The organism is Paraburkholderia sp. RAU6.4a, assembly GCF_050435625.1.
Lineage (GTDB): Bacteria > Pseudomonadota > Gammaproteobacteria > Burkholderiales > Burkholderiaceae > Paraburkholderia > Paraburkholderia tuberum.
The window spans coordinates 1,131,558-1,158,329 of sequence record NZ_JBNDKQ010000003.1 but is presented as its reverse complement, the minus strand read 5'-3'; the positions used below and the strand labels follow the sequence as shown (position 1 = coordinate 1,158,329).

26 protein-coding genes and 2 pseudogenes are annotated in these 26,772 nt (G+C 60.4%); 15 read left to right on the top strand and 13 right to left on the bottom strand.

Annotated features, from left to right (window positions below; all coding sequences use genetic code 11):
* Positions 1 to 86: 86 nt before the first annotated feature.
* Entirely contained in the window at positions 87 to 1,418 is a 1,332-nt protein-coding gene (locus OKW40_RS29910) for a PLP-dependent aminotransferase family protein (RefSeq protein ID WP_429493086.1), read from the top strand.
* Positions 1,419 to 1,809: 391 nt separating this feature from the next.
* Positions 1,810 to 2,295: a hypothetical protein gene (locus OKW40_RS29905; RefSeq protein ID WP_429493085.1), complete on the top strand. Its 486-nt coding sequence runs from the start codon at positions 1,810 to 1,812 to the stop codon at positions 2,293 to 2,295.
* A gap of 74 nt (positions 2,296 to 2,369) precedes the next feature.
* On the opposite strand, the gene OKW40_RS29900 is transcribed toward OKW40_RS29905, so the two are convergent.
* The 6 genes from OKW40_RS29900 to OKW40_RS29875 all read right to left on the bottom strand — a co-directional run bounded on the left by OKW40_RS29900 (position 2,370) and on the right by OKW40_RS29875 (position 5,533).
* Positions 2,370 to 3,104 (bottom strand): immunity 52 family protein, encoded by a 735-nt coding sequence (locus OKW40_RS29900; protein WP_184057983.1) that lies wholly within the window; start codon positions 3,102 to 3,104, stop codon positions 2,370 to 2,372.
* A gap of 9 nt (positions 3,105 to 3,113) precedes the next feature.
* Complete coding sequence (locus OKW40_RS29895; RefSeq protein ID WP_184057984.1) at positions 3,114 to 3,734, bottom strand: restriction endonuclease fold toxin 5 domain-containing protein; 621 nt, start codon at positions 3,732 to 3,734, stop codon at positions 3,114 to 3,116.
* A 66-nt stretch (positions 3,735 to 3,800) separates the two neighbouring features.
* Positions 3,801 to 4,079, bottom strand: coding sequence for a hypothetical protein (locus OKW40_RS29890; RefSeq protein WP_429493084.1), 279 nt, complete (start codon positions 4,077 to 4,079; stop codon positions 3,801 to 3,803).
* A complete protein-coding gene (locus OKW40_RS29885) occupies positions 4,066 to 4,569 on the bottom strand; it encodes a DUF4123 domain-containing protein (RefSeq protein ID WP_184057988.1) in 504 nt (167 codons plus the stop codon). The genes OKW40_RS29890 and OKW40_RS29885 overlap by 14 nt, the downstream gene beginning before the upstream one ends.
* Positions 4,569 to 4,928 carry a hypothetical protein gene (locus tag OKW40_RS29880; RefSeq protein WP_260321022.1) on the bottom strand — a complete coding sequence of 120 codons (360 nt, stop codon included), beginning with the start codon at positions 4,926 to 4,928 and terminating at the stop codon, positions 4,569 to 4,571. The genes OKW40_RS29885 and OKW40_RS29880 overlap by 1 nt, the downstream gene beginning before the upstream one ends.
* 203 nt (positions 4,929 to 5,131) lie before the next feature.
* Complete coding sequence (locus OKW40_RS29875; RefSeq protein WP_429493083.1) at positions 5,132 to 5,533, bottom strand: hypothetical protein; 402 nt, start codon at positions 5,531 to 5,533, stop codon at positions 5,132 to 5,134.
* Positions 5,534 to 5,578: 45 nt separating this feature from the next.
* Here OKW40_RS29875 and OKW40_RS29870 point away from each other — a divergent pair.
* Positions 5,579 to 6,217 (top strand): annotated as a pseudogene (locus tag OKW40_RS29870) (alkene reductase); the annotation flags it as partial.
* A gap of 376 nt (positions 6,218 to 6,593) precedes the next feature.
* On the opposite strand, the gene OKW40_RS29865 reads toward OKW40_RS29870, so the two are convergent.
* On the bottom strand, positions 6,594 to 7,904 hold the full coding sequence (locus tag OKW40_RS29865; RefSeq protein ID WP_429493082.1) for an Nramp family divalent metal transporter: 1,311 nt from the start codon (positions 7,902 to 7,904) through the stop codon (positions 6,594 to 6,596).
* Between the two features lie 317 nt (positions 7,905 to 8,221).
* Between OKW40_RS29865 and OKW40_RS29860 the strand changes: the two genes are divergently transcribed.
* The 3 genes from OKW40_RS29860 to OKW40_RS29850 all read left to right on the top strand — a co-directional run bounded on the left by OKW40_RS29860 (position 8,222) and on the right by OKW40_RS29850 (position 11,855).
* Positions 8,222 to 9,238 (top strand): YncE family protein, encoded by a 1,017-nt coding sequence (locus OKW40_RS29860; protein WP_260321023.1) that lies wholly within the window; start codon positions 8,222 to 8,224, stop codon positions 9,236 to 9,238.
* A gap of 8 nt (positions 9,239 to 9,246) precedes the next feature.
* Positions 9,247 to 10,212, top strand: coding sequence for a sterol desaturase family protein (locus OKW40_RS29855; RefSeq protein WP_429493965.1), 966 nt, complete (start codon positions 9,247 to 9,249; stop codon positions 10,210 to 10,212).
* Positions 10,213 to 10,979: 767 nt separating this feature from the next.
* Positions 10,980 to 11,855 (top strand): alpha/beta fold hydrolase, encoded by an 876-nt coding sequence (locus tag OKW40_RS29850; RefSeq protein WP_429493081.1) that lies wholly within the window; start codon positions 10,980 to 10,982, stop codon positions 11,853 to 11,855.
* Positions 11,856 to 11,945: 90 nt separating this feature from the next.
* Here the strand turns inward: OKW40_RS29850 and OKW40_RS29845 are convergent, their stop codons facing one another.
* Complete coding sequence (locus OKW40_RS29845; RefSeq protein WP_429493080.1) at positions 11,946 to 13,928, bottom strand: phosphatase PAP2 family protein; 1,983 nt, start codon at positions 13,926 to 13,928, stop codon at positions 11,946 to 11,948.
* A gap of 516 nt (positions 13,929 to 14,444) precedes the next feature.
* A complete protein-coding gene (locus tag OKW40_RS29840) occupies positions 14,445 to 14,726 on the bottom strand; it encodes a DUF4148 domain-containing protein (RefSeq protein ID WP_187611630.1) in 282 nt (93 codons plus the stop codon).
* A gap of 836 nt (positions 14,727 to 15,562) precedes the next feature.
* Between OKW40_RS29840 and OKW40_RS29835 the strand changes: the two genes are divergently transcribed.
* Positions 15,563 to 16,219, top strand: a complete 657-nt coding sequence (locus tag OKW40_RS29835) for a peroxiredoxin (protein WP_429493079.1) — start codon at positions 15,563 to 15,565, stop codon at positions 16,217 to 16,219.
* 57 nt (positions 16,220 to 16,276) lie between these two features.
* A complete protein-coding gene (locus OKW40_RS29830; protein ID WP_090807797.1) occupies positions 16,277 to 17,344 on the top strand; it encodes a rhodanese-like domain-containing protein in 1,068 nt (355 codons plus the stop codon).
* A 187-nt stretch (positions 17,345 to 17,531) separates the two neighbouring features.
* On the opposite strand, the gene OKW40_RS29825 is transcribed toward OKW40_RS29830, so the two are convergent.
* Positions 17,532 to 17,711, bottom strand: coding sequence for a hypothetical protein (locus tag OKW40_RS29825; protein ID WP_429493964.1), 180 nt, complete (start codon positions 17,709 to 17,711; stop codon positions 17,532 to 17,534).
* Between the two features lie 538 nt (positions 17,712 to 18,249).
* Here OKW40_RS29825 and OKW40_RS29820 point away from each other — a divergent pair.
* Positions 18,250 to 18,834: pseudogene (locus OKW40_RS29820) on the top strand (dihydrofolate reductase family protein).
* Between the two features lie 36 nt (positions 18,835 to 18,870).
* Here the strand turns inward: OKW40_RS29820 and OKW40_RS29815 are convergent.
* The gene (locus tag OKW40_RS29815) at positions 18,871 to 19,815 is read right to left on the bottom strand and encodes a LysR family transcriptional regulator (protein ID WP_429404028.1); all 945 of its coding nucleotides are present in this window, start codon (positions 19,813 to 19,815) and stop codon (positions 18,871 to 18,873) included.
* 173 nt (positions 19,816 to 19,988) lie between these two features.
* On the opposite strand from OKW40_RS29815, the gene OKW40_RS29810 reads away from it, so the two are divergent.
* Entirely contained in the window at positions 19,989 to 21,206 is a 1,218-nt protein-coding gene (locus tag OKW40_RS29810; RefSeq protein WP_187616105.1) for an FAD-dependent monooxygenase, read from the top strand.
* A 259-nt stretch (positions 21,207 to 21,465) separates the two neighbouring features.
* Here the strand turns inward: OKW40_RS29810 and OKW40_RS29805 are convergent, their stop codons facing one another.
* Entirely contained in the window at positions 21,466 to 21,801 is a 336-nt protein-coding gene (locus OKW40_RS29805) for a hypothetical protein (protein ID WP_187616104.1), read from the bottom strand.
* A 261-nt stretch (positions 21,802 to 22,062) separates the two neighbouring features.
* Here OKW40_RS29805 and OKW40_RS29800 point away from each other — a divergent pair, with 261 nt between their 5' ends.
* A complete protein-coding gene (locus OKW40_RS29800; RefSeq protein ID WP_429493078.1) occupies positions 22,063 to 23,343 on the top strand; it encodes a TIGR03118 family protein in 1,281 nt (426 codons plus the stop codon).
* Positions 23,344 to 23,529: 186 nt separating this feature from the next.
* Here OKW40_RS29800 and OKW40_RS29795 read toward each other — a convergent pair whose 3' ends face one another.
* Entirely contained in the window at positions 23,530 to 24,267 is a 738-nt protein-coding gene (locus OKW40_RS29795; RefSeq protein WP_429493077.1) for a transporter substrate-binding domain-containing protein, read from the bottom strand.
* 305 nt (positions 24,268 to 24,572) lie between these two features.
* On the opposite strand from OKW40_RS29795, the gene OKW40_RS29790 reads away from it, so the two are divergent.
* From OKW40_RS29790 to OKW40_RS29775, 4 genes are all read left to right on the top strand, one after another.
* Entirely contained in the window at positions 24,573 to 25,154 is a 582-nt protein-coding gene (locus OKW40_RS29790; RefSeq protein ID WP_429493076.1) for an RNA polymerase sigma factor, read from the top strand.
* Between the two features lie 12 nt (positions 25,155 to 25,166).
* Entirely contained in the window at positions 25,167 to 25,475 is a 309-nt protein-coding gene (locus OKW40_RS29785; protein WP_429493075.1) for a hypothetical protein, read from the top strand.
* 2 nt (positions 25,476 to 25,477) lie between these two features.
* Complete coding sequence (locus OKW40_RS29780; protein WP_429493074.1) at positions 25,478 to 25,774, top strand: 4Fe-4S dicluster domain-containing protein; 297 nt, start codon at positions 25,478 to 25,480, stop codon at positions 25,772 to 25,774.
* Positions 25,775 to 25,848: 74 nt separating this feature from the next.
* Positions 25,849 to 26,565 (top strand): O-methyltransferase, encoded by a 717-nt coding sequence (locus tag OKW40_RS29775; RefSeq protein WP_429493073.1) that lies wholly within the window; start codon positions 25,849 to 25,851, stop codon positions 26,563 to 26,565.
* Positions 26,566 to 26,772: the final 207 nt, after the last annotated feature.

The window sequence follows — 26,772 nt, the reverse complement described above, 5'->3', positions numbered from 1 at the left end:
TCCTCGGGCAGATGGAGAGGTTGTGCAAGATCATGGTAGGGCCGATAATCAATACAATCAAATTATTGTCATGGATACATTGAGCCATGCCTGGGGCCCGTTACAAGCAATTGGTTGACCGCTTTGCGGCTGACATCCGCGACGGCCGCCTTCCCCCCGGGACGCGTCTGCCCACGCACCGCGAGCTGGCTGCTCGCGAGGGCCTGGCGCTGGTCACCGCGACGCGTGTCTATGCCGAGCTTCATACGATGGGTCTGGTGAGCGGCGAAGCTGGCCGTGGCACATTCGTCAAGGAACCACTTCCTCGCGGGCAAGGCGTTGACTTGCACGCCTGGAGCGCCATTACGATCGACCTGAGCTTCAACTATCCCTCTGCACCGGGTCAGACAGACCTTCTTCGGGCAGCGCTGCGCCAGCTCGCGGCGGCCGGCGACCTCGAGTCGCTGCTTCGATACCAGCCGCACGGTGGCCGCGAGCACGAGCGCGCTACTGCGGCACGCCACCTGGCGAACCGAGGTCTGGCAGCAACAGCCGGAACGACGTTGCTCGTGAGCGGCGCGCAACACGGACTGACGACGGCCGCTATGGCGCTGCTCGAACCCGGCGACGTGGTTGCCGTGGACGCGCTGACTTACCCGGGATTCAAGCTGGCCGCCGAGGCCGTTCGACTGGAACTCGTGCCGATCCCAGCCGCGGGGCGCGGCCCCGATCTGGACGCGTTGACGGCCCTATGCAAGCGACGACGCGTACGCGCCGTCTACGCAATGCCGACGCTGCACAACCCTCTTGGCTGGGTAATGAGCGCGCGGCGCCGCCGCGAGCTTGTCGGTATCGCTCGACAGCATGGACTGATCCTCATCGAGGACGGGGCCTACGCATACCTCGCAGAAGATGCTCCGCCGCCGTTGGCATCGATTGCTCCGGAGACGACGATCTATGTCTCGAGCTTGTCGAAGAGTGTCGCGACAGGTCTGCGCGTCGGTTTCGTCTGCGCACCACGCGAATGGATTCCCAGGCTTGAACGGGTAATCCGGGCCACGACGTGGAACACTCCCGCAACCATGACGGCAATCGCCTGCAACTGGATAAACGACGGCACGGTGGCCCGGCTCGAAGACGAGAAGCGGCGGGATGCGAAGACGCGCCAAATCCTTGCCGCCGAAGCGCTCGGCAAGCTTAAGACGATGAGCCATCCAGCGTCGTACTTCATCTGGATCCCCCTGACGCAGGAAGTCCGCGCCGACGCGATTGCGATGGCGCTGATGCGTGAGCGCATTGCAGTGTCGACGGCCCTGCCGTTCGCGACATCGACGCATGTACCTCACGCCATCCGCCTCGCGATTGGGTCCGTCGATCTGGCCACGCTGCGCCGGTCGCTGGAAACAGTGGCCCGGGTTATTACCGAACAGACCTACTGACCGGCAAGCGCGAGGGCGCGGTCTGTCCACCAGGAATGTCCGGCCAGGACCTGTCGTCTCACTACGACGTACTTTCTGTTGCGATGCAACCGTAGAACACGCCGCGACATGCCCTTTCCCGACGACATCGCACGAAACGACCCTCGACACGGAATGCGTCGCTTTCGAGTTGCCAGCACAAGCATAAAACCGCTTCGTTCCTGCACAAACCGGTGCAAAACGGAAGGGAGAAATGTGCTGACTGGTGCGCAGCGCCCGCGCACGTCCGCAGCCACCCTGGATGGATAGCATCGCGTTGTAAAGCGTCGAGGTCCCATCCCCGGACTGCGACGTGTGTGGTAGTGCCCGCACCTTCGTGTGCGGGTTTTTTTTGCCTTTTGGAGGTAGGGAAATGAGGCTTGGTGCAAATGTCTCCTATGTGCGTGAGTACCTCGGATGGACGCGAACCGAGTTCACGTATCGTTTCGCGCCCGCCACGTTCGACCATAACAACAGGAAGCGCTGCTACGACAATCTTCGTTCGCTCGAAGTGCGAAAGCAGCATTCGTCAGAATTGCTTGCGTGGATGGAACCCGTGCTGAGAATCAGCGCCGCCGTGTTGCAGACCGACGATCTGACCCAACTCACGCATGATGCGATGTCATCGTTGCGTGCCCGGTATGTCGGCCCGCCGATGGATGCGCTTACGGTGGTGGTGAACCGGTGCTGTGATGGTGTCGAGCCGACGCCTGATGAATACCGGGCCGCTATGGAACAGGCGGATAAAGCCGGCAACCGCGAAGAGGTGTTGCAGTTGCTGGAGAAAATCGCAACAGAACGGCGCAAGTGGCATCGTGGTGGATCGCCCCTGAGGCCCAATCGCTGGAATCAGGCGTAACGGCAAAAGGCCCGCGCAGTAGCGGGTCTCTTCGCAGGAAAAGGCCCCGCCGAAGCGGGGATAGCGAGCCGAACTCAGAGATCAACGAAACGCGGCAACAGGTCCTGATCGGCGAGGCGGATTTCGATATCGTTAGCCGCCTTGACGTGCTCCCGGTTGTTCACATCAAAGACTTCATCCGTCACGCTGACGATGATCGTGCCTTGCTGCTTGCCATCGCGCATGACAGGGATTAAGTCGCGCGCTTCCGGCACCTGGGCCGGCGCGAGAGCGTGCGGTAGGTAGAGCATCCAGCTTACGCCTAAGCGGTCATCAAAGACCTGTTGATCCTGATAAGCGCGCGGCCCGAACGTCACATACAGCGAGCGATAAAGCTCAGCCACTTTGGCTACAACTTCGGCCACGGATTTGTAATTGCCTAGCCGCGAAAGACCATTCGCTTTCTCATCCAGAGACAATTCGATGTTATTGGAAATAACTCCCGTGTCGATCATTAAGGACATGATGGCGGTCGCGCCGTCAGCTTGTCTTCCGTTCCATATGCCTATGACTTTCGGTCGATCAATTTTTTTCCCATGTCCATACTCTGCCTTCAAAACATCTATAGCAGCCTTCGACGCTGCTCCATTGGCGAAGACCTCATATTGAAGTGCATCTTGTTGCGTGTCTCCTGCGAGATACCAGTTCCCACCCAAGGTTTCGTCCTTGGTTGCAATAAAGTCGACAATGGCTTTAATGCGTTGAAGATGAAATTCGAATGCGCCTTTTGGTCCGGCAGCTTGATCCCGATGTTGTTCAAGTAAATTCACGATAATCACTCACGGTTGATGGACCGAAGGCACGCCAAACTGGCGAAGTGTGTTCATCATGTAAGCTCGCGTTTGCGGTGTCTCAAAGTACCACATTAATCTGCTCGGCCGATTGGCGCGAACAGCTTCTCCTTGAGTTGCTATTTGCTCCTGCATTTTTGTGAATCCTTTAAATGGAAATTTCAATTCCTTATTTTCTTTGAAAAATTGATCGTAATTTCCCTTGGCTTCCTGCAAGAGACATTGGGAATGCTGAAACCCATCAAAGTCTATGTCAAGCCAGTCCCATTCCATATTCCAGCCTTCGGCAGTCTCACGGCCTTTTCCGTCCGTTGTTATCGCATACTCGAAGCCGGTAATGCGCGCCTGGTAGCGTCGCGGCTCAGGGTTCATGCTGTGGTTCTTTCGCACCAGTGCGCCTTTCTCCGGGGGGCACTTGCACGGCCTTTCGCGTTCGCGGCTCCGGTCACGCGGCAGTTCGTCCCATCCGCCGTCTGCACCCGCGCCAGTGCCGCTGCTGCCTGCGGGACCAGCAGACGGTGCGGCGGTGGGGACCGGAACAGGCATAGGCATTGCCTGCGTCATTGCGTTTGCTGCGCGTGCGAGCGTCGCCGGGAATGGAATACCCATCACCGTTTCTCCTTCATTTCCTGTTGCCTTTTACCCGTTGCCTGCATCAACATTTCGAATCGCTGTTCACACCGGAACGCCTGATTTGTACAGCCATGCTATGACCGCCGGAACGCTGTAAAACTCCGGCGTCGTTGCTTCCACATACAGGAAATCGACTATCGGCACGTCATGCGTGAAGCGGAGTAACTTTGTTCGCGCGAAGGCCGCATTAAGCCGGTCGCGCAAAGTCGGATCATTGGCCAGCGCGGGATAATCGCGCACGATATGACCACGGATAAAGTCCACATAGTTACGGTCTTCATAGGCTTTCAGAAGCGCCCATTGCCCTTCAGTAAATTCCATTGTCGTTGATGGTGAGCCGTTGTCGTTCGTTGAGGTAGTGCCACGCGTCGGCAGCCCTGAAAAGCTCGCGCTCGGTCTTGCCGTGGCATACCGCATTGAGCGCATGCAGCACCCTGGGGTCCCAGAAGCGCAGCAGGGCGGCTCGTCCTTTCGGTATGCCGGTATTCAGGTGCGGGCGCAGCTTTGCGGCCTGCCTCTCCAGGCTTTCTGAGGTAATCAGCCAGATCACGCCAGGGCGGGCCTGTTCGAGTTCGCCCAGGTCCGCAAGATGGTCGCGCGCCGTCTTCGGATCAACCAGCCACGGCCCCGCGTGTGCGAGTGCCATGTCGTTCGTGCCCGCGAACAGCGAAACCGTCATGTGGTCTTCGGGCGTGAGTTGCTGGCCGGTATGCTGCTGGTACTGGATACCGTCCACTAGCGCCAGCACGTGGCCGCTGTAGTGCCGTTCCCCATACTGTCGAAGCTGTTCATTGACAGAGGCGGGAATCATCAGCGCTCCAGGGTCATCGCGCCTTGCCCGGCAGCGTGAATCATGCATTCGAGACAGATGGACGACTGCGGAAGCACCGGCCAGGGCGTTGCGCCGTAGCGCGATAACGGGCCTTTTTTCTGCACGGTATTAGGGGAGCGTCCGCGACAATCGCACGCCCACGCGTAACCCAGGGCTTCGGCCATCTCGTAACCAGTTGCATACGACTTCAGCGTGTCGAACGGAAACCATTCGCCGGTTTCGGCATTCAGCGCCATTGCCGACGGCATTGGCGGGAAGTTCGAGTAGATTGAATAGGTGATACGGCAAAGGTCGCACTCTTCCTTGCCCATGGCTTCATCCTGTTTCTGTTGCTCCATCTGACCTCTGCTGTTTTTCCAGAACACACCCGACGAATTAACCATCCAAAACGCGATATGGTCAATGACTTTAATTCGAGATAAAACCGTTTTGACAACTATTCACAATTGCTCTGCCTATCTCAATTTAAGATAAATTTTCCAATATCACCATTCAAAAAAAGCGGCATTGAGCCGCTTTTCACGTAAGTGATCGACGCCGGTTAGTGCTTTGTCCACGAAGCGTCCATAGCCGCCAGTTTCCCGTTCGCGCCCTGCGCAGCGTCAGCTAGAATCGCTGCCGCGTCCGCCGGTGTCAGTTGGCGGTTAGGAAGCCCCTTGGCGTCGAGCGCAAGCACCGTGAACAGTTCCTGATCGCAGCGATTGGCGGCGTGGTAGTCCTCGCCGAGCTGGATCATCACCTCCAGCAGGTTCCGGTGTTCGTGCCTTTCCTCGGCAGTCACAGCAGGACTCCTGAACATCGAGGTCGCAAGTGTAATCAGATGTCGGAGTTGCTGCCCCTGCCGGTCGCAAAGATGAAAGGCGGCCAGCGCGAGCCGTTCATACTGGAGAGCGTCTACAGGGGGACGGGAGGGAGATTGCTGCTTTCTGGTGGGTTTGGTCATGCGCGGTCCCGCTTATCGTGAAAGATCGCCCGGACACATAGGGAGGTCCCGCGCGCGCTGGAAACCGACGAGATCGCCGGCGTGGTTGCGGCCTACCGGCACGGCGCTGAAAACGCCAGAAAGGCAGGGTTCGACGGCGTGGAAGTCCACTGCGCCAACGGTTATCTGCTTGACCAGTTCCTGCAGGACTCCACCAATCAGCGCACTGACGCATATGGTGGATCGATCGAGAACCGTGCGAGACTGCTGCTCGAAGTCACGGACGCGTGCGTCGCCATATGGGGCGCCAACCGGGTCGGCGTGCATCTGTCTGCGCGCGGTGACGTGAAGTCGATGGGCGATTCGGACCCTGCGGCCACCTTCGGCTATGTCGCAGGCGAGCTCGGCAAACGCCGCATTGCCTTCATCTGCGCGCGTGAAGCGCTGGGAGACGACCGGCTCGGACCCGCACTGAAGGCAGCATTCGGTGGCATCTATATCGCCAACGACAAGATGACCAAGCACACCGCCGAACGTTTGCTTGCGGTCGGCGACGCCGACGCGGTTGCTTTCGGGCAGATGTTCATCGCCAACCCGGACCTGCCGCGCCGACTTAGATTGGACGCATCGCTCAATGAGCCGCGGCCCGAGATGTTCTATCACCCAGGGGCAGAAGGGTACACGGATTACCCGGCGCTTGCCTGACCGTACAAATAGCCACCCCCGGGCCTCGCACCGGGAGGCTTTCTTTGGGACGATCAGCCCAGACAACGGAGAAGCCCGCCAGGTCGACGTACGCTTGCACCAGGAGATGCCGCCTCGGACCTCATCCGCATAGCCAGCCAGGTGCCCATGGGTCAACGCCGTTCTTACCGTATGTTTCACAACTCAAGGCGAACATGGAAGCAGCGATCGTCCCTATGCATGCACCGGCATCACAGACGAAAGCGAACGAATCGACAAGCCGTTTTTGGAGCAGGACCTCTGGTCCCCCAGCGGTCAGTCGATGGCTAGCGAACAAACTTCGCCGTCCATCGCACCGGGAGCGCGGCCCATCCCCAAAGAGTCCGGGTGGGCTGCATCAGCTTGCAGGCATGCCCGGAATGCTGACGCCGAACGACTGAAGCAATAGCACCGCATTCAGCGCGAGGATGACGACCGTCGCGGCAATCGCTGCAATGTCCGTTAGCCGTCTATTGACGAACTCGCCCATGATGTCTTTGCGGCGGGTGAAGAGCACCAGCGCCACCATCGGGATCGGCAACGCAAACGAAAGAACGACCTGACTGATCACCAGCGCCTGGGTGGCATTCACGCCGAGGCCGACCACCACGAACGCCGGCACCATGGTCACCAGACGTCGCACCCAGACGGGAATCCGGAAACCGACGAAGCCCTGCATGATCATCTGGCCAGCCATGGTGCCGACAACGGAGCTGGAGATACCCGAGCAGATGAGCGAAATCAGGAAAACCGCCGCCGCGCCCGCACCGAGCAACGGCGTGAGCGTATGGTAAGCAGTTTCGATTTCCGCGACGTCGCGGTGGCCGGCATGGAATGCCGCGCTGGCCATGATTACCATGGCCATGTTGACGAGACCTGCGAAGAAAAGCGCAACGATGACTTCCCGGTTCGAAAAACGCAGCAGTGCGCGGTGCTCGCTCGCGTTGCTCGCCGGAGTCCGGCCCTGAGTCAGCCCGGAATGGAGATAGATCGCATGTGGCATCACGGTGGCGCCCACGATACCGACCGAAACGGTCAGCGCTTCCCGGTTCGGCATTGAGGGCAAGATCGAGTGCAATCCGGCCTGTCCCCATGCGACGGGCGCAATGAACAATTCGATCAGGTAACACAGACCGATCACAGCAACGAGCGCGCCGATGATGATCTCCATTGGCCGGTAGCCGCCTTTTTCAAACACGAGGATGCCGTATGTCACCACCGCGGTCACCGCCATGCCGGCCATCAACGGCATTTTGAACAGCAACGCGAGGCCGATTGCGCCACCGAGGAATTCGGCCAGGTCGGTTGCCATCGCAGCCACTTCGCTGACACACCACATGACGAAGACGGCCTTGCGCGGCAGTTGCTCGCGACACATTTCCGCCAGATTACGGCCCGTCACGATGCCGAGTTTGGCAGAGAGCGCCTGGAACAGCATGGCGATCACGTTGGCCATCAGTACCACCCACAGCAGCGTGTACCCAAACTGGGAACCGGCCTGGATGTTGGTCGCGAAATTGCCTGGGTCCATGTAGGCGATCGAGGCAATCACTGCGGGTCCGGCGAACAGCAGCGCAGAGCGCAAGCCGGTTCGTTTGCCGGCCAGCACATCGCGAATCGCAACAGTCGTGCGATCTGTGAGCGTATTTTTGCCGGCAGTGCTGTTCATGGACACTTCCCGACTTCTCTGGACGAACGTGGCACTGCTATTACTCCAGGTTCTTTAGCGCGTGATGGCAATATACAACGGCCAAACTCCGCGGATGATCGGGGCGGGTGCTGCGCAAAGCGCGCCCGGGGCCGCGGGAAGCTCGGTCAAATACGGCGAAATCGCATGCGCATCGTCAGCTTCGCCCGAAATTTGTCAGGCTACTGACAGGAAGCGGTTGAGCATCGCTCCATATCAGCGCCATTCGCAATTCGTCCTTGCGTGACGGTGAATCCATCCAGCAGAATGAGTGGTTAATTCTCTCATGCATGCCCTCCATGAAGCTTTCACGTCGCGAAGTACTTGGCCGTAGTCTGGCCATTCCCCTGAGTCTCGGCCTGTCGCCTTTCCTCGCCCTTCGTTCAGGTATCGCCAGCGCGGCGCCCCCCAATCTCGCTATCGTAATGAATTCCGGCGAAGCCAGCGTTTCGGTCATCGACATGGCGTCGCACAAGATCGTCCGGACATTGCCGACGTTGCGCGAACCCAGTCACTGGGCGCTTTCGCGCGACAGAAGCAAGCTCTATATTGCCGACGCCAGCGGCAATGCACTATTCATTGTCGACCCGCACACTGGTTTGGCGCTTGGCCATAAGGTGATCGCCGATCCGTACCAGCTTGGCTTCACGCCGGATTTCCGCTACCTCGTCGTCAATGCACTGCGGCTCAACTATGTCGACATCTACCGCCCCGACGACCTGACGCTCGTCAAGCGCTTCTCGCCCGGCGGCATGCCGAGCCACCTCGACTTCTCGCCGGACTCGCGCTGGAGCTTCAATTCGATGCAGGAGTCCGGCACGCTCGTTTCATTCGACCTGACGAACCTGACGATCCGCTGGAAGTCGAACGTCGGATCGACCCCCGCCGGCGTGCTCTGGCACAACGGCAAGGTACTGGTCTGCGTGATGGGCAGCGACCATGTGGCGGAAGTCGATCCAGTGACGGGTAACGTGCTGCGGCGGGTGAAAACCGGCGTCGGCCCGCACAATGTCTTTCTTACGCCCGACGGCGCGACGCTCTACGTGAGCAACCGGATCGGCGGCTCGCTGGTGGCGCTCGATCCAACCACCCTCGAGCTTCGTCGTACCTATCCGTTCCACGCTGCGGGGCCAGATGATATTGCTGTTGGCCCCGACGGCAAGCTATGGGTGACGCTGCGTTTCCGGGAGCAGGTCGCCGTACTCGATCCAGCCAGCGGCAACTACGAGACCATCGATGTCGGACGCTCGCCGCACGGCATCTTCCTCACCACCGAAATGAGCCGCCCAGGTCTCGTTACCGCCGAAACGCTCTAACGCCCATCATGCTGATATTTCTCGACAGATTCTTCAATATGCTGGCCGGTGAAATCGACCAGTATCTCGTTCTGCCGTTGCTGTATCACTTCGGCTGGATGCAATGGGAAGAGCTTTCCTTCGACTGGGCGCTGATCTGCGTCTATGGCCTCTTCGCGGTTATCGTTACGTATGCGGTTTGCTGGCCGCTCGAAGCACTCTTTCCGATCGAACGCTGGGATGACCGCAAAGCCGTCGTAACCGACGCGTTCTATACGATCCTCAACCGCGTCGGGGTGTTGCCTGTCGTCAGTTTCCTGCTGTTCTACCAGGTGCAGGTGTGGGTGAACGGCTTCGTGGTCGATCACGGCTACATACCGCCAACGCTTGAGACGTTGATGCCGCCGCTTCTCGGACATCCGGTCATTACCTTCATCGCGTACGCGCTGATTCTGGACTGTGCCGATTACTGGCGTCACCGCCTGTCGCACTCATACCGTAGCTGGTACGCACTGCATGCGTTGCATCATGCGCAGCGGCAGATGAGTTTCTGGTCGGACGACCGCAACCATCTGCTTGACGATCTGGTCGCCGCAATCTGGTTCGGCGTCGTCGGCCTCGCGATCGGTATTCCGCCGCTGCAGTTTCCACTGCTGTTCCTGTTCATGCGCTTCATCGAAAGCCTGAGCCACGCCAATATCAAGCTTTCGTTCGGCTGGCTCGGGGACCGGTTGATCGTCTCGCCACGCTTTCACCGGTTGCATCATGGCCTGCGCGCGGCCGGCCGCAATTCCTGTAACTACGGCGCCGTCTTCCCGATCTGGGACATCGTGTTTGGTACAGCGGACTTCTCCGCCGAGTACCCGCCTACAGGCGACCGGCGCGCACCGGAATCGATGGCCACGGGCGGCTACATCGCACAGCAACTAGGCGGCTTGCAGTTTTTCCTTGAACAGTGGCGGCAACCGGCAAAGGCTCGCCGCAGTTCCTCCTGAGAACATCCCTGCATTGCGCCAATGCCCAAACGGGCCGGTTCATGTGCGCCTGGATTTGGTCCGGACCGGCTGGTGCAAAGAACCTGTCAGTAGGCCGTAAGGCATCTGCTCTGTGCCTTTGAACCCGAGGTGCGATAATTGCAGTTGCCGGTTTCAGAATGCCCGGATACCGGCATCTACCCGCTCTATCCAGCTATCCTCAGTTCAAAGAGCTCGAAGTGGTAAAGACTGTCAAGCAAAGATCAGGGCAAGTAAACGTCGCGATACGGCCTGCGCTCCGGCAACATAGGGGGCTGTCTCTCCCCGACGCGACGCGCCCGTCAAGGCGTCCATGGAGTGAATGATGTTGCGCAGAACCAGTTCCTGGTTTGTGCGTTACACGCTCCGCGCGCGCGTTCGCACGCTCGCGCGTAAAGCGATCGGGCTGGCAATCTTTGTCAGCGGTTCCGCAGTGATTGTCGTGTATCTGCTACGACGCGTCTCCGATGGCTAAACGTCAAAGACAGGCGTGGCGCATTTGATTTCCAGGCAGTCCCGCGATGCAAACGTCGGGCGTCTGGAGCTACAGAGCAGCGCCCTCGCGGCTGGCAGCCCGACGCTTCGACTTCCTTTCCCTGGTGTTCAGGCGCGATCGCCGGAGGCACAAGGCAGCCGTAGAACTCCACAGCACGAAAAACGCATCCATACATGGCCGGAGACCGTCCTCTAATTAAACTGGTCATCAATCTCTACCGCGTGATTCGTATGAAGGTCAAATTGGAAAGGCAATGACGAAGACGATACGCTGCCAGTGGGACAGTGGAGAGTTCGCGCTGGACGTGGATGAGGCCGGTAGCGGCGCTTCGGTCGTCCTCCTGCCGGCCCTGAGTACGATTTCCACGCGCCTGGAGATGCGCCCGCTGCTCGACTTGCTCGCGCCTCAGTTTCACGTGACGACGGTTGATTGGCCGGGGTTCGGCGATCAGGCGCGGCCAAAGGAAGAATGGTCGCCGGAGCTTCTCTCGGAGTTTCTTAACTGGTTTTTAAGCGACATCGTGGCACCACCGCACGCCATTGTGGCGGCCGGACATGCAGCCACCTATGCGCTTTACCAGGCCGTCTTGCGCTCAGATACGGTTGATCGCCTGGTCCTCATCGCACCGACGTGGCGCGGCCCGTTGCCGACGATGATGGGTGGCCAGCGGGCCTGGTTCTCCCGTGTGCGCTCTGCCATTGATCACCCCCTCGCTGGCCCGCTTCTCTACCGGCTCAACGTCAGCCGCCATGTCATCACCATGATGGCGAGAGAACACGTTTACAGCGATCCTGACTGGCTTGGCGGCAATCGTCTCGCGGCCAAACTCGCCGTCACCCGTGCACCCGGAGCCCGGCACAGTTCGGTACGCTTTGTGACCGGTGCGCTAGACCGGGTCGCCAACCGTGCGGCATTCCTTGATCTTGCGCGCCGAGCCAACATTCCGATCCTCGTGATCTACGGCGATCAGACGCCGCCGAAATCGCGTGTCGAAATGGAGGCGTTAGGACAATTGCCAAATGTTCAGGTCGAATGGGTCATGAAGGGCAAGCTCGCGATTCACGAAGAGTTTCCAGAAATCGTCTCCATTGCCATCAGGCGGTTTTTGACGAAGGAATCGCCGCTTTAGACGATCAACGACAGACGGGCATAGCCGGACGCTCCGCATTACAGACAGCGGGTTATCCGGGCGTCGCATAGCCACGCCAATATGGCCCGATTACGAATCGATGTGCACCGACACGCCGGTCGACGAGTAGACCGGCGTCGCCTTGTGGCCGTCGACCGTGATCGTCGTGAACTGCTTCGTCGCCCCGTTGCCATCGATCAGATCGATGGTGTCGCCGACCTTGGGCGCATAGCCGCTCACGAACGTCACGTGTAGCGTGCCGCCGGCGATGGTCAGCTGATTGCCAACGTGCAGTTGGCCGGCGCCTTTACCGTCAATGTCGAGTTCGAGTGTCGTGCCGGCGAGCTGCGTGTACTTGCCGACGATGGACACGGGCGACGCCGCCGCGATGGTGATGCCACCCGCACCCACATACACGTCGCCCGTGCCGAACGCATTCGGAGAATCGGCCTCGAGCACGCCGCCACTTACCTGGGAGCCGCCCGACCAGGTGTTGTTGCCGCCGAGCTTCAAGGTTCCGCTACCCTGCAGCGTCAACTTCCCTGCGCCGGCAATGTCGTTGCGCCACAAATCCGACGCGTTGAATCCGCCCTGGGACGCATCCATCGAAACGATGACGCTGCCACGGAACGCACCATATCCGTCCCCGGCTGCAAACATGTTGAGGCGGCCCCACCCTTCCGCATCGTCCATGACCGGATAGCCGGAAGGAAGCTCGGTCGTTTTGAGCACCACGCGGCGCTGCTCAGCACTCAGATACGGAAAGCGCGTCTCCAGTAACACCTCCGCACCCTTCGGCACAACGGGAGGCGCATTGGTCGATTCGATCGGAGCAAAGCCGAACGTCATACGGCGAGTGAAGTCCGCTTTGTTCGTCGCGTAGTCGGCGAAGCGGTCCGTCGCTGCCGTGCCGGAGTGGGCGAAAACGGCGAAGCTCGTCGAATTGGTATTCGTCGACTGCATCAGGGCCGCGTGCGCCTGGCTAAATGCGGCGCTCTTCAAGGTGGCGTTGCTCGGATCGGAAAGATTCGCAGCAGTCGCCGCAAGTGCAAACATTCGACCAGCAATGACGTCGAGCGGCGAGTGCATACCGGCGAAAATGCGGTTTTCGCCAAGTTCGAGGCCGCGGCTCGCCATCTCCTGGAACCGCTCCGGCAGCACGTAGGCCATCGTCATCGCGTCGCGCATGGCCTCCGCCTCGTGACCGCTGATAAATCCGCCATCGGTCGAAGGCGTGGTGCTCTCGGCAGGCACCAGAGTCGGATCTACCACGACACTCGTGCTCCAGCGGTATGGCCGGGCGTATTTGTAGAAGCGCTTGGCCGGCTCGGTGGACGCGTTGTTGCCCATGATGTTGAGCAGGTCGACAACCTGGCCGAAACTGGTGTTGCCGCCACTGCTGCCGACGCCAATGTTGTTGCCGTTGTCGTTGTACAGAACGGTCGTCGCATCCGCCGGAATCGACGTGATGGTCGTTACCTGCTGCGCCGCCGCGCGCCACGCATTGGTGAGCGGTCCCATGCCATCGGTCACGCTATAACCTTTGCCGCGCCGGTCGTCGTAGTAGGCTGCGTCGGCCTGTGCCTGAGTCCGGTTGGTCGTCTCGGTGACCACGAATTGAATGTTTGCGGCATGGACGGCATTGTTCACGACAGCCCCACCCGGCGTACCGTCATTGGGTAGTCCTGTCCACGTGGACTGCACGACAGCCGGAAAGGAACCATTGGCGGGCGCGGAGACGCCCGCATCGACGATCTCGGTCAACGGTTGCCAGATGTCGAGGAATCGCGAGACGACACGCACGCCCGCATTCGTGGCGAGCGTCGCATATCGCGCATCGCCGCGCTGGTTAGTCGCAATCGTGTCGACGAACGCGGGCACGTCGGGGATTGCGGCGTTGTCGACAAAACCGGGGTCGGCAGGGGGCGCCGGGATCGTGGCCGTCGCCGTCGTCGTCGAAGTGTTCGAGGCGCTCGGCGTAGAAGAATCATTGCTACCACCGCACGCGGCGAGTACCGCCACGCTTGCGAGCACCGTGAGGCGCAGCGGGAGAGGGACGCGAAAATGAGGCATCACGAGACTTTCTTGTGGTTGTTGGTGGCGTCGGATTGTGCGGATGAATTATGACGGCATTGTTTCGACTGATTACGCGGTATCGGATATCGTGGCGCGATTCGCAGGTATCCCGGAAGACCTGGTGGTGGAAGCTGCACATGCTTCGCAGACGTGGGAACGCAGAACTCCTTAGTATTTGATTGCGGCTCATCCACATTCGCGAAGCATGCGAAAGGTTTCATTCCGCGAGGTCTTGGTGCAATGTCGATTCGGAACGCCAACCACAGGGCGATCCTTTAACGGACAAGCGTTTCGCGTGAGCCTAAAACCACCCCTTTACCGTCGCCACTCGCCAGACGACAAACATGACGAGGCCCACCGACGCGGCGGTCAACAGAATGAAGTCAATCGAGCGCACTAGCTTTTTCATATCGACGTTGGATCGGACGCGCGACGTCCGAATGAGAACCGGAAGTTAGGCGTGTAGAAGTATCGAAACGCGCTCGTATGGAATGTCGAACGCTCACCAGCACTTCAGTGATGCGAGAAAAGCGCGTTATCTGAGGGCGTTGCGAAGGAAAGGCGATGTCCGGATTGCGAATTCACTACCGGCCCTGAACCGTAGTCGTTATTCGCGTGTGCCTGCCGCGGGCTGCTCTCGTCCGGATAGTGCACTTTCGACTGATGGAGCGTGCCGTTCTGTTCGGCCTGTATGACGTTCGCTTCCACCTCGGAGCGAGTGAGGGGCTGCGCCGACGAGAGCGCTGGAATGGCGATTGTGGTTGCGAGGATCGCATGAGCGATAAGTACTTTCATAAGTTGGCTCCTTGGTGAATAGGCAAATTTCGATGGATCGAATGGACCACGCTAACTGCATTGAAAGCGAGTCGATCTTCACGCTGAGGTGGACCGCGAACAGATAGCGATCGACGGGGTGACCGGTATTCAGTGTGTGGATATGAAGGTACGCCCTGCAACCTTAAAAGCCGCTTATCCCGTCTCCGAAAAATGCGCGGCGTCCGCGAGCCATGTTCCGACCGTTTATCGATAAAGGCGATCTGGCAGTTCTTTGACGAACCGGGTTCGCCTGACTCGCCAGGCACTGTGGACTGACCCGCCGCAATCGCGAATATCCGCACTGCGCCGTCAAACCGGGCCATCATGGCGAGCATTCAGCAGATGTTTTTCGAGCGGACGGAGGCTGCGTTTATTGCAAGCGCTTCAGTACCGCACGCTCCGACGCGCCTCGCGCTTGCTCGCATGGCGTGGACGACCGAACGGTCTGATCAAATCAGGCTCGGTAAATCTGTGCGCTATCGAACACACGCCGGTGAGTCGAATGTCCATGATTTACCGGTAAACGTCATTCCCCTAAGCCGTTTCGAAGTGGCCAGCCGGACTGACTTCGATGGGTGTCAGCATGGCTTGTGCGTAACGCGCTATATTTGAAATCTCACTGCGCGATGCGGCAATGCACGTATTCGCCCGACAGGCGGCGATCTCGAGCTTCTTCTGCACGGCGACGCCCTACTTGCCGCGCGTGTATGCGCCGCGAAAGCTTCATCTATCGTTGTGAGCGTTGGTGATTTTCAATCCCCGAGATTAACCGGGCTCGGGTCTTCCGCTTAACCACGACTTCACAGGACGGCAATATGTCACTTCGTATCAATGACACCGCGCCCAACTTCACCGCGCGGACCACGCAGGGCACCATCGATTTCCACGACTGGATCGGCGACCAATGGGCGGTCCTGTTCTCTCATCCGAAAGACTTCACGCCGGTTTGCACGACTGAACTGGGCTACATGGCGAAGATCGAGCCGGAGTTCACCAGGCGCAACGCGAAGCTGATCGGGTTGTCGGTCGATCCGGTCGAAGACCACGAAAAATGGGCCGCGGACATCGAGGAAACGCAGGGCGCCGCCGTCAAATACCCGATGATCGGCGACACCGACCTCGCGATCGCCAAGCTGTACAACATGCTGCCGGCCGACGCGGGCGATACCAGCGGGGGCCGCACCGCCGCGACCAACGCGACCGTGCGCTCGGTTTTCATCATCGGTCCCGACAAGAAGATCAAGCTGACGCTGACCTACCCGATGAGCACCGGCCGCAACTTCGACGAAATCCTGCGCGTGCTCGATTCGATCCAACTGACCGCCAAACACAAGGTCGCGACGCCGGTCAACTGGAAGCAGGGCGAAGACGTGATCATCACGTCCGCGGTCAGCAACGACGAGGCGCAGCAGATTTTCCCTGGTTTCAAGACTATCAAACCGTATCTGCGCACCACCAAACAACCGGGCTGACAGATGTGGCACGGCGGCCGCTTGCGGCCGCCTCGCCGACCTTCCTAAGGGATACAGATGATTTTTCGTCAGCTGTTCGATCCTGCTTCGTCGACCTACACGTACTTGCTCGGCGACAGCGGCGAGGCGGTGCTCATCGACCCCGTCTACGAGCAGGTGCCGCGCGATCAGGCGCTGCTGCGCGAGCTGGGCCTATGGCTGCTCACGACGCTCGATACCCACGTGCACGCTGATCACGTAACCGGCGCGTGGCGCATGCGTTTGCGTTGCGGCAGCGAGATCGGGCTTGCCGGGGTCGTCGAGGCGAAAGGCGTCACGCGAGCGCTCGCGCATGGCGATCGGATCGACTTCGGCACGCGTCATCTGACCGTGCGCGCGACGCCTGGCCATACGAACGGCTGCCTGACCTACGTGCTCGACGATCTGAGCATGGCCTTTACCGGCGACAGCCTGCTGATTCGCGGCTGTGGCCGCACCGATTTCCAGCAGGGCAGTCCGCAGCAGTTGTTCGCGTCCGTGCGCGAGCAGATCCTGTCACTGCCGGACGACTGCCTCCTCTATCCCGCGCACGATTATCGCGGCATCACGGTGACGAGCGTGACCGAGGAGCGGCGCTTCAATCCGCGTCTGGGCGGCGACGTCGACGTCGGTGATTTCGCCGGGTACATGAACAACCTGAATTTGCCGCATCCGAAGCAGATGGCGGTCGCGGTGCCCGCAAACATGCGTTGCGGGCAGCCGGAAGGCGGCGCCGAAGTTGCGACCGAAACGCCGGATTGGGCACCGTTGACGCTGCGCTTTAGCGGCGTGTGGGAAATCGAGCCGATGGCGCTGCTCGAGCATGGCGCCGCGTTTCAGATCGTCGATGTGCGCGAGGCGCCCGAGTTCATCGATCGTTTGGGTCATCTGCCGGGCGCGAAGCTGGTGCCGCTGTCGCAATTGACGGGGCGGCTCGATGAACTGGAGCGCGAGCGGCCGGTGGTCGCGGTGTGCCGGTCCGGCGTGCGCTCGGCGCAGGCAAGCGTGTTGCTGACGAAGGCGGGGTTCGGCAAGGTGGCGAATCTTGCCGGTGGGATGCTGCGGTGGAGGACGGAGGGGTTGCCGGTTGCGTCGGATAGTGTTTGAGGGGGAGTCGGCGCTTCGAAACCCCCACAAGCTCAGCCTTGGCCTTGGCGACAGCCTCGACCTTGCCCCAAAGCCGCGCCAGCCCTCGAATAGCAAGCGCTCCGTTGCGCCGGCCGCGTGATCAGCCAGATCCCCCCACATACGAGCGCCAGCGCGACGAGATTCTTCAATTCCATGATGTTCTCGTTCAGACATATCGCGGATAGCAAAAGGTGAACGCAAATTCAAACAGACCGCCGCCAAAATTGACGACCATCACGCCGACGAATCCCAGCAGGCATCCAAGTGCCTTGCGTGGGGAGACCTTGTCGTTCTTGTAGATGAAATGTGCAAGCAGCGCACTGAAGAAGGTCGCTGTCGAATTCAGGATCGAACCGCGAACGCCGGTCGTGTAGGCGAGACCGCACGAACCGGTAGCCTGCGAAGATCAGCTTTGAAGGAATATCGTTTTGCGTGATTCCGAGCAACGCATAGCCAATTTTAATTGCCGGGTACGAACTGCCCCACAGCAGGCAGCATACGGTCGCCACAATGACGAGCACTTTCGGTTGGGTGAATGACCGCGCGGAATCGCACGATCCGGTCGTTGCTGAAGGTACGGACATGTTTCTGGTGATGTTGTCTTTGTGCACTGTGTGGGCAGGCCACAGCAGTGCTTTTTTTGTATTGTCTGGCAGAAGCGGCTGCTTCGCGTCTTGCCACGCGTCGCACGGGCACGCCAAATACGGCCGCTGAGACCCATCGGCCATCGAACGAAATGCCACGGGCGACCGGACGTTACGCCGGCTGCTATGTCCGCATCACTGTGTCGGGCGATCTTCCGACCATGCGCTGGCGAGTGGTGCGCACCTTCACACCTGCGGCGCAGGCACCCGTGGGTCCAGTCATTGTGCGCCGACCGCGCGATGCTCGCTCGCGCGGCTTCACCCGGTGCGCCCGAGGAGGATGCCAGTGGTGATTTTCGTTTGGGTGGGTGGATCGTCCCTTACGCCGACGAAGCGGTCGGCGCAAGTGTGCATCATCTGCTCGCGCAGCCGTTCGAGTTGCTGCTAGGGCGTTGCACGTACGACATATTCGCGTCGTATTGGCCATATGTACCGGCCGATCCACGCAACCGCGACATGGCCGACCAGTTCAATCAGGTCCGCAAGCACGTGGCCACGCATCGATCCGATACGCTCGGTTGGCACAACAGTCATGCACTGAAGGGCGACCTTGCCGACGCGATACGCGCGCTGTAACTTCAGGACGGTGCCGATCTATTGACGTTCGGCAGCGGCGACATGGTGCGCCAACTGCTGGCGGCGGGCCTCGTGGATGAACTCCAACTCCTGATTTATCCCGTCATGCTCGGGCACGGCAAACGCCTGTTCGGCAACGATGCGCAAGCGTCCGCCTTCACGCTGGCACACGCGACGAGCACCCCCGGCGGCGTGCTGATCACGCGCTACACCCGCAACGGCGAAGTCCGAACCGGAACGTTCGAGTAAGCGCGAAGCTTCCGATCGACGCTTACAAACGGAGGTCTATTTCTTCCTCACGTCCCGCGCTCGCCTGCCACCCGCCACGGTATCGGCGAACAGGTCGATCACGACCTCGCGCAGCCAGCGATTGCCTTCATCCTGATGGACGCGCTCGTGCCACAACAAATGGATCGGCGCGGCGGGCAGCGTCATCGGCAGCGCGCGCAGGCTGAGCGAGAACGGCGTGGCCAACTCCAGAGCGAGGCGCTCGGGCACCGTGGCGATCAGGTCGGTACGTTGCAGGATGTAGCCGACGCTCATGAAGTGCGGCACCGTCAGTCGCACCTGACGCCGCACGCCGCGCCGTTTCAGCCACTCGTCCACTTGACCGTGGCCGGTGCCGGCCGACACCACCACCAGATGCTCGGCTTCGCGCCACGCGGAAAGCGTGAGCGGCGCGTCCTCGAGTGGGTGAGCGCGCCTGAACAGACAGACGTAGCGCTGATCGAACAGACGCCGCTGATAGAAACCACCCTTCAACTGCGGCAACAGACCGATCGCCAGGTCGACCCGGCCGTCGGCCATTTCGTTGCTCAGATTGACGCTCGTATTGCGCACCGTATTCATCGCGATGCCTGGCGCGACGCGCGACAATCGTTCCAGCAATGCGGGCAAAAACACGACTTCGCCGATGTCGGTCATACCGATCGTCATCGTACGGATCTCGCGCAGCGGATCGAAGCCCGTCACCGGATTGAGCGCGGCGTGCAAGGTGGAGAGCGCCTGCGAGACCGGTTCCGCGAGACGCAGCGCGAACGGGGTAGGCACCACGCCGCCCGGCGCCCGCACGAACAGCGGATCACCGAGCAGGCGGCGCAGCTTCGCGAGCGCATTGCTGACGCCCGGCTGGCTCATGTTCATTTGCTCGGCGACGCTCGCCACGCGCCGCTCCTGCATCAGCCGCTGGAACAGCAGCAGCAGGTTGAGATCGAGATCGCTCAGTTCCATGGTCTCGGCATGACCTAAGGTCATTCATTTCAGTGATGAAGTAGATTCATTTCATCTTATTGAGCAATGATCGTCTAGTGCTGAAAATACCAACACGGTATCCGCATGCGACGCGCCGGGCGCGCGTTCCAGAGTGGCCCGAATCGATAAACCCGCATATCGGAGACACAATCATGAACCGGATGGATCTGAGCATCGCGATCGTCGGCGCCGGCATCGGCGGCCTTACGCTGGCGCTCGCACTACGCGAACATGGCATCGATGCGCAACTCTACGAGCAGACCGATGAGTTGCGCGAAGTGGGCGCGGCCGTCGCACTGTCGGCCAACGCGACGCGCTTTTACGAGCGCATGGGGCTACGCTCTGCGTTCGAAAACGTGTGCGCCGAAGTACCCGGGCTCATTTATCGTGATGGCCGCAGCGGCAGCGTCATTGGACATCATCGCGGCATGCCCAGCTATCGCGAGCAGTTCGGTGGCTCGTACTGGGGCGTTCATCGCGCCGATCTGCAGGCGGTGCTGTCGAAGGCAGTTGGTCTCGAGCACATCGAGCTGAGCCATCGCCTGGTCGATCTCGTGCAGCATCCCGATCGCGTGAGTCTCGCGTTCGACAACGGTCGGCGCATCGATGCCGATCTCGTGATCGGCGCCGACGGCGCACGCTCGATTACGCGACGCTGGATGCTCGGCTACGACGACGTGCTGTATTCCGGTTGCTCGGGCTTTCGTGGCATCGTGCCGGCCGAGCGCATGGACCTGTTGCCCGATCCGGAGACGATCCAGTTCTGGGTCGGGCCCGGCGGCCATCTGCTGCATTATCCGATCGGCGACAAGGGCGATCAGAACTTCCTGCTGGTCGAGCGTCATCCGTCGCCGTGGCCGTCGCGCGACTGGGTCATGCCGTCGACCGAAGGCGAGCAGTTGCGCCTGTTCAAGGACTGGCATCCGGCCGTCGTGCAGATGATCACGGCCGTGCCGATCAGTCAGCGCTGGGGCCTGTTTCACCGTCCGCCGCTGGGCCGCTGGAGCAAGGGCCGCGTGACGCTGATCGGCGATGCCGCGCATGCGCTCGTGCCGCATCACGGCCAGGGCGCCAACCAGTCGATCGAGGATGCCGTGGTGCTGGCCGCGCAACTCGCCAAGGCGGGCCCAGGCAAGTGGCGAGAAGCGCAGGAAGCCTACGAGCGTCTGCGCCGGGGCCGCACGCGCAAAGTGCAGTACGCGTCGATCAGCACCGCGGACGTGTTGCATCTGCCGGACGGCCCCGCCGCGCAGGAACGCAACGCGCGGCTAGGGGCGCGCGACAGCATGCTGCATCACCTCGACTGGATTCACGATTTCGATGCGCTTGCGCAAGAGCCGAGCGCGCGACAAGGCGGCACGTGGCTTTGAGCCCTCTCCATGATGAGGCTTCAATAGGGAGGCGGTGGGCCGCGTGCTCATGCCAGGCGCCTCTCTCCAGCCACTACGCGTCACATGCAACCCATTGACCGAGTGGCGCGTCACCCTGATCGCGTTACCTATATTGCCGCTCGTCTACTCGTCTACTATCCGGGAAACTGCGCGCCGGTCGCAATTGCACCTATGTCGCTGCGATCGCAGCCCTTTGTGCTTGCGCTGATTCGCGGCTGACGGTCATTTCTACCAGCTGTCAATGGCCGGTAGCGGCTGGCGACACCACGCTCGGGGTCGCCAGCGTGTTGTTGCTCTTGGGAGCGGCGGTGGTGTCAGACGTCGAGCTGCTATTGCTGCTCGGCAGGCCCGAGTTTGGCGCCTTGGCGCCCATGCCGCTGTCCGAGTTGGTGGTGCCTGGCATGCCGTAGCCGCCCGTGGTTGCGCCGTTCATCTGGTTCGACGGACTAGCCGTGCTGCCGGCTGTGCCGGTCGAACCGCTGCCGCTCTGGCCTCCGGCCGCCTGCGCATAAGCGCCGCCCGACAGCGAGAGTGCGGCGACGGCCGCGACTAGTGTGATGGTTGCCTTGCTCATGATCCGCCCCTCCTTAATTGGACTGGAAGATAGACGCAGACAGTTGCCGCCTGCGCTATAGCAATGTCGCAAACAGCGTGCCGCGTGCTTTTGTAGGTAGCGAAGCGATCGGCGGCGCACGAAGTGGCGGTCGTGGGGCGAATCCAGCCGTTGGATCGCACGAAATCTGCCGCGAAATACGCCGCTCTCCGCCGGAATAAACCCCGCGCCGTTCTCGTTCATTGACCGTTAGGTCTTTTGCGCAGAACAAGGAGTGCGGTCATGAAGTCTCTACTCGCTCTATTCGGCGTCGTTGCATGCGGCGCGGCCGTCGCGACTCTGATGTCATGCGGCGGCGGTGGCGGCAGTGGTTCGAGTTCGAGCAGCGCGAGCCCACCCGTCCAGTCGTCATTCGCAGCGACGGCCCTCGTATCCGATGGCGCGGTGCCCGCTGCACACACCGACGCTAATCTGAAAAACCCTTGGGGCGTGGCCTTCAATCCCAAAGGTTTCGTCTGGGTCGCGGACAACGGCACCAACGTCGCGACGCTCTATGACGGCAATGGCGTGCCGCAATCGCTGGTCGTTACGATACCCGACGGCAAGAACGGCTCCGCATCGCCCACGGGCATCGTTTTCAATGGAACACAAAGCTTCCGCGTCACGGAAAACGGCAAGTCTGGAGCCGCTGCATTCATCTTCACGGGCGAAGGCGGCACCATCACCGCCTGGGCGCCCGCCGTAGGGCCGACCAATGCGTTCGTCATGTACGACGACGGTACGGGCGGCGCCGTCTACAAGGGTCTCGCGCTCGCCGCGATGAACAACGGCAACTTCCTTTACGCGACGGACTTCCATAACAACAAGATCGACGTCTTCGATACCTCGTTCACGAAGGTCGCGATGCCCGGCGCCTTCACGGACCCGGCGATTCCAGCCGGCTTCGCGCCGTTCGGCATTCAGGCGATCGGCTCGAATCTGTTCGTCACCTACGCGATGCAAGACGCAGCCAAACACGACGATGTCCCGGGCGCGGGGCTCGGCATGGTCGATGTGTACGACACCGCGGGCAACCTGAAGCAACGCTTCGCGACAAGCGGTCCGTTGAACGCGCCGTGGGGCATTGCGCAAGCGCCCGGGAACTTCGGCTCGATGAGCGGCGCAATACTGATCGGCAATTTCGGCGATGGCATGATCAATGCGTTCAACGCGTCGAGCGGTCAGTCGATGGGACAGATCAGTGGGCCGAACGGCAGTCCGATCGTCGAGCAGGGCGTGTGGGGCATCGCATTCGGCAACGATCTCAGCAATCAGCCTTCCAGCACGCTCTTCTTCGCGGCGGGGCCGAATGACGAAGCCGATGGCGTCTACGGAAGAATCGATCTGAATACGACGTCGAGCTCAGGTACGAACACGGGCACGAACACGGGCACGAACACGGGCACGAACACGGGCACGAACACGGGCACGAACACGGGCACGAACACGGGCACGAACACGGGTACGAACACGGGTACGAACACCGGCACAAGCGCGGGCGGCGGGATGAGCATTGGAATGTAGCGCTAAGCGCGCCATTGAGAAGCGCCGCTCTTGATGCGAGAGCGGCGGTACTACGACGAGTACATCCGCCAGTGGGACGCGTTGCTCAACGATATTGCTTATGCGGGGCGATGTGCGCCTGAGCAGTGCGTGTGATGATCATCAGATCCACGCGTGGTTGAGCACCAGACCTGGCCGACGCCCGTCTTATACTCGACCCGCGAGAGCGGGATCGATCTCGTTGTTTGTCAGGCCGAATTCCGCCATGCGAGCACGATGATCTGGTGAGCCCAGATATGAACGAAGGGCTTTGTTTACCGCCTGGATCAGATCGCTGTTACTTCTATTGAACGAGAATGCCCCGAGCGGAGGCTTCAGCTGCTTGCCGTTCGTTCCCGGTTCGTGCTCGATAGCCTCGAGCATTGAGCCTCCGATCCGGTTCGCAATGATCCGATTCCCCAAGGCCGTGCTCGCATACGCATCGACGGCGCCAGAGAGAACCGCTTCGACAGCGTCGGCCTGATGCTCGAAGACGACTATTTGGTCCTTGCTTACGCCAGACGCTTTCGCTGAGTCGTGCTGCACCTGTCCGGCTATGATGCCAAGGCGCGCATCAGCGCGTTTGGCAAGCGACACGTAGCTGTCGAGCGCTTTCGGGTTTCCAGCCCGAACCAGAAAACCGTCTGCGATCCCCCATACCGGGACGCTGAACGCGACCATATTGGCGCGTTCGCGTGTGACGAACAGCGGAACGTTCATATCCCACCTGCCTGCTTCAACGCCGGGCAGGAGTTCACTAAACGACGTCAGATGATGCTCGATCCGGGTTACGCCGATCGCCCGAAGAACCGCGTCGGCCAGATCGATGTCAGCGCCCGTGGGGGTACTATCTGCTTCCGTCCAACCGAACGGGGGTTCTTCGATGTACGCAACCTTTACCTTCATCGCTGTGTCTCGCCAATTGGGAACGGCCATCAAATGCCGGGCCGAATGTTGACGATTCTACTTACATGCGCGGTTGTCGTTGCGGCGGCTCTCTCTGAAACGAACGCGGTTATGCCTGGATCGGGTGTCGGTCTTATGGACGTTGGTTGGATTGCGCGGCGTCGCTACGGAAACGCACCCACGTCTTCCGGTCAATCCATGGTCACAACCCTGTCACGCACTGCCTCAAGCGAACCGGCAGTTGCTCAAGGAAAGATTTTTCGCGCTCACCACAATATTCGCGCTCCTGAAACGTCTTCAGGCGCATGGAACTGCCACCCACCTCGCACCCGATGACCGACCGAGACAGCGACATCACCGCGACCGTGGTGCGTGAGCGCACGAGGCTCGTCAATTTTATCCGGCGTCGAATACGCGACCCGGACGACGCCGAAGACATCCTGCAGGATGTGTTCCACGAATTCGTGCAGGCTTACCGGCTTCCCGCTCCGATCGAACAGGCGAGCGCGTGGCTTTTCCGTGCCGCGCGCAATCGCATCATCGATCGTTTTCGCAAGAAGAAGGAGCAACCGCTGACCGATCTGTCTGAGGCCGAGGACGAGACCACCGGTGAGTATCGCCTCGACCTCGCCCTGCCGGCGCACGATGCAGGCCCCGAAGCCCTCTACGCTCGCGCTGTATTGCTCAAGGCCTTGCAGGATGCGCTCGATGAGTTGCCGCCGAATCAACGTGAAGTATTTATCGCGCACGAGCTGGAGGGGCGGTCCTTCAAAGACATGGTGGCGGAAAGCGGTGTCACGCTCAATACGCTGCTCGCGCGCAAACGCTACGCGGTCTTGCATCTGCGCGCCCGACTGCAGGCCATTTATGACGAACTGGATATATAGAGGAGTCGAGGGATGAAGTTTCGAATCAGATGTGTGGGCAAAGCGCTGCTCGTGGTGGTTGCCATAGCGGTGCTCGGATGGGTGGTCATGACGCTATGGAATTGGGTGATTCCGGCGCTTTTCGTTGGCGCCCGTGCGATCGACTTCGCGCATGCGTTGGGCTTGCTGGTTTTGAGCCGCATCCTGTTTGGCGGATTCCGCGGACACGGCGGCTGGCGCGAACGGCGTCACTGGCGCAAATGGGAAGCGATGACGCCCGAAGAACGGGAGCATTTCCAGACGGCATGGCGATCGGGCCGCGACCGGTGCGCGGGAGATTGACCATGCGCGAGAAATCAACGGGCGACTGCAAACAGAAGCCGGGCGTGATTGCGCCAGTCGTCGACCTGAAACGTTGCGAAGGCAAGGGCGATTGCCTGGAGGTCTGCCCTGAGAATGTGTTTGAGATCCGGCGCATCGATGACGTCGATTATCTCAGCCTCGATTTGATGCACCGCGTCAAGCTACGCGTGCATGGAATGAAAGTCGCCTACACACCGAACGCGTACGCCTGCAGGTCGTGCGGTCTTTGTGTGACGGCGTGCCCTGAACGCGCGATCAAGCTCGCCAGAACGGCATAGCGTTACGCGTTTTAAGAAAAGCGCAGGCCGCCTGGCGCAGTGGTCAGTATTATCGATCTCCTCAAGGAGCGCACATGGCTTCATCAACCACGGATCTTCTGCGACAGCTTCACGAACAGAGCCAGACAGAAGTGATAGCCCGCGCACAGGCGCAATTTCAGGGATCGAGCGAGGAGTTTCTGAGTCTCGCGGAGGAATACGAAACGCTCGTACCTCGACTCCGTGGACGGTTTTTCGAAACGCTCGGGCTATCGAGCGAGGATTTCGAATCCTCGCAAGGCACTGCTCTATCGTTAGCCGTGTCAGCGGAAACGGGACGGTTCTTACGCAACATGGTGCTTTCGCACAGGCCGGCTCGAATCCTCGAGCTCGGCAGTTCCTGCGGCGTGTCCACGCTGTATTTCGCCGAGGCCCTTCGCACGTTAGGCAGTGGGACGGTTGTAGCGACTGAACTCGATGCTGTTAAGTGCGCACAACTTCGGGCCCACGTCAGAACGGCGGGCGTAGACGCTTATGTTGACCTGCGGGAGGGCGACGTCTTCCAGACCGTTTCCGAACTGGACGGCACTTTCGACATGGTGTTTATCGACGTCTGGGCCAACACCTATCTGAATCTGTTCAAGCAGATTGAGCGCCTGCTACGCCCGGGATCTATCGTTCTCGCCGACAACATGTACACCGCCGAGGACGCCGTTCGGCCATACAAGCACTACCTCGACGACGATCCGCGCTTTTCGACCACGACGCTGGACTTTGAATCAGGGGTCGAATTTACAGTCGTCGTGTCATAGGCTGACGAAGAGTGGACGCCGTCCAGAATCCGGTTCATGTGCCATTCAAGCTGGAAGGTTCGGCGATGCGATGTCTTGTCGATCTTCCGGGGCGGATGCGCTAAATGTCATAGCAACTCCTCGTTAAGTCCGGACAGCTCGGTGGCGGAATGGCCTGCGCTGCGCCTGTGGACAGACTGCGCGCAAATCGTGCTGCCCCCGCCGACC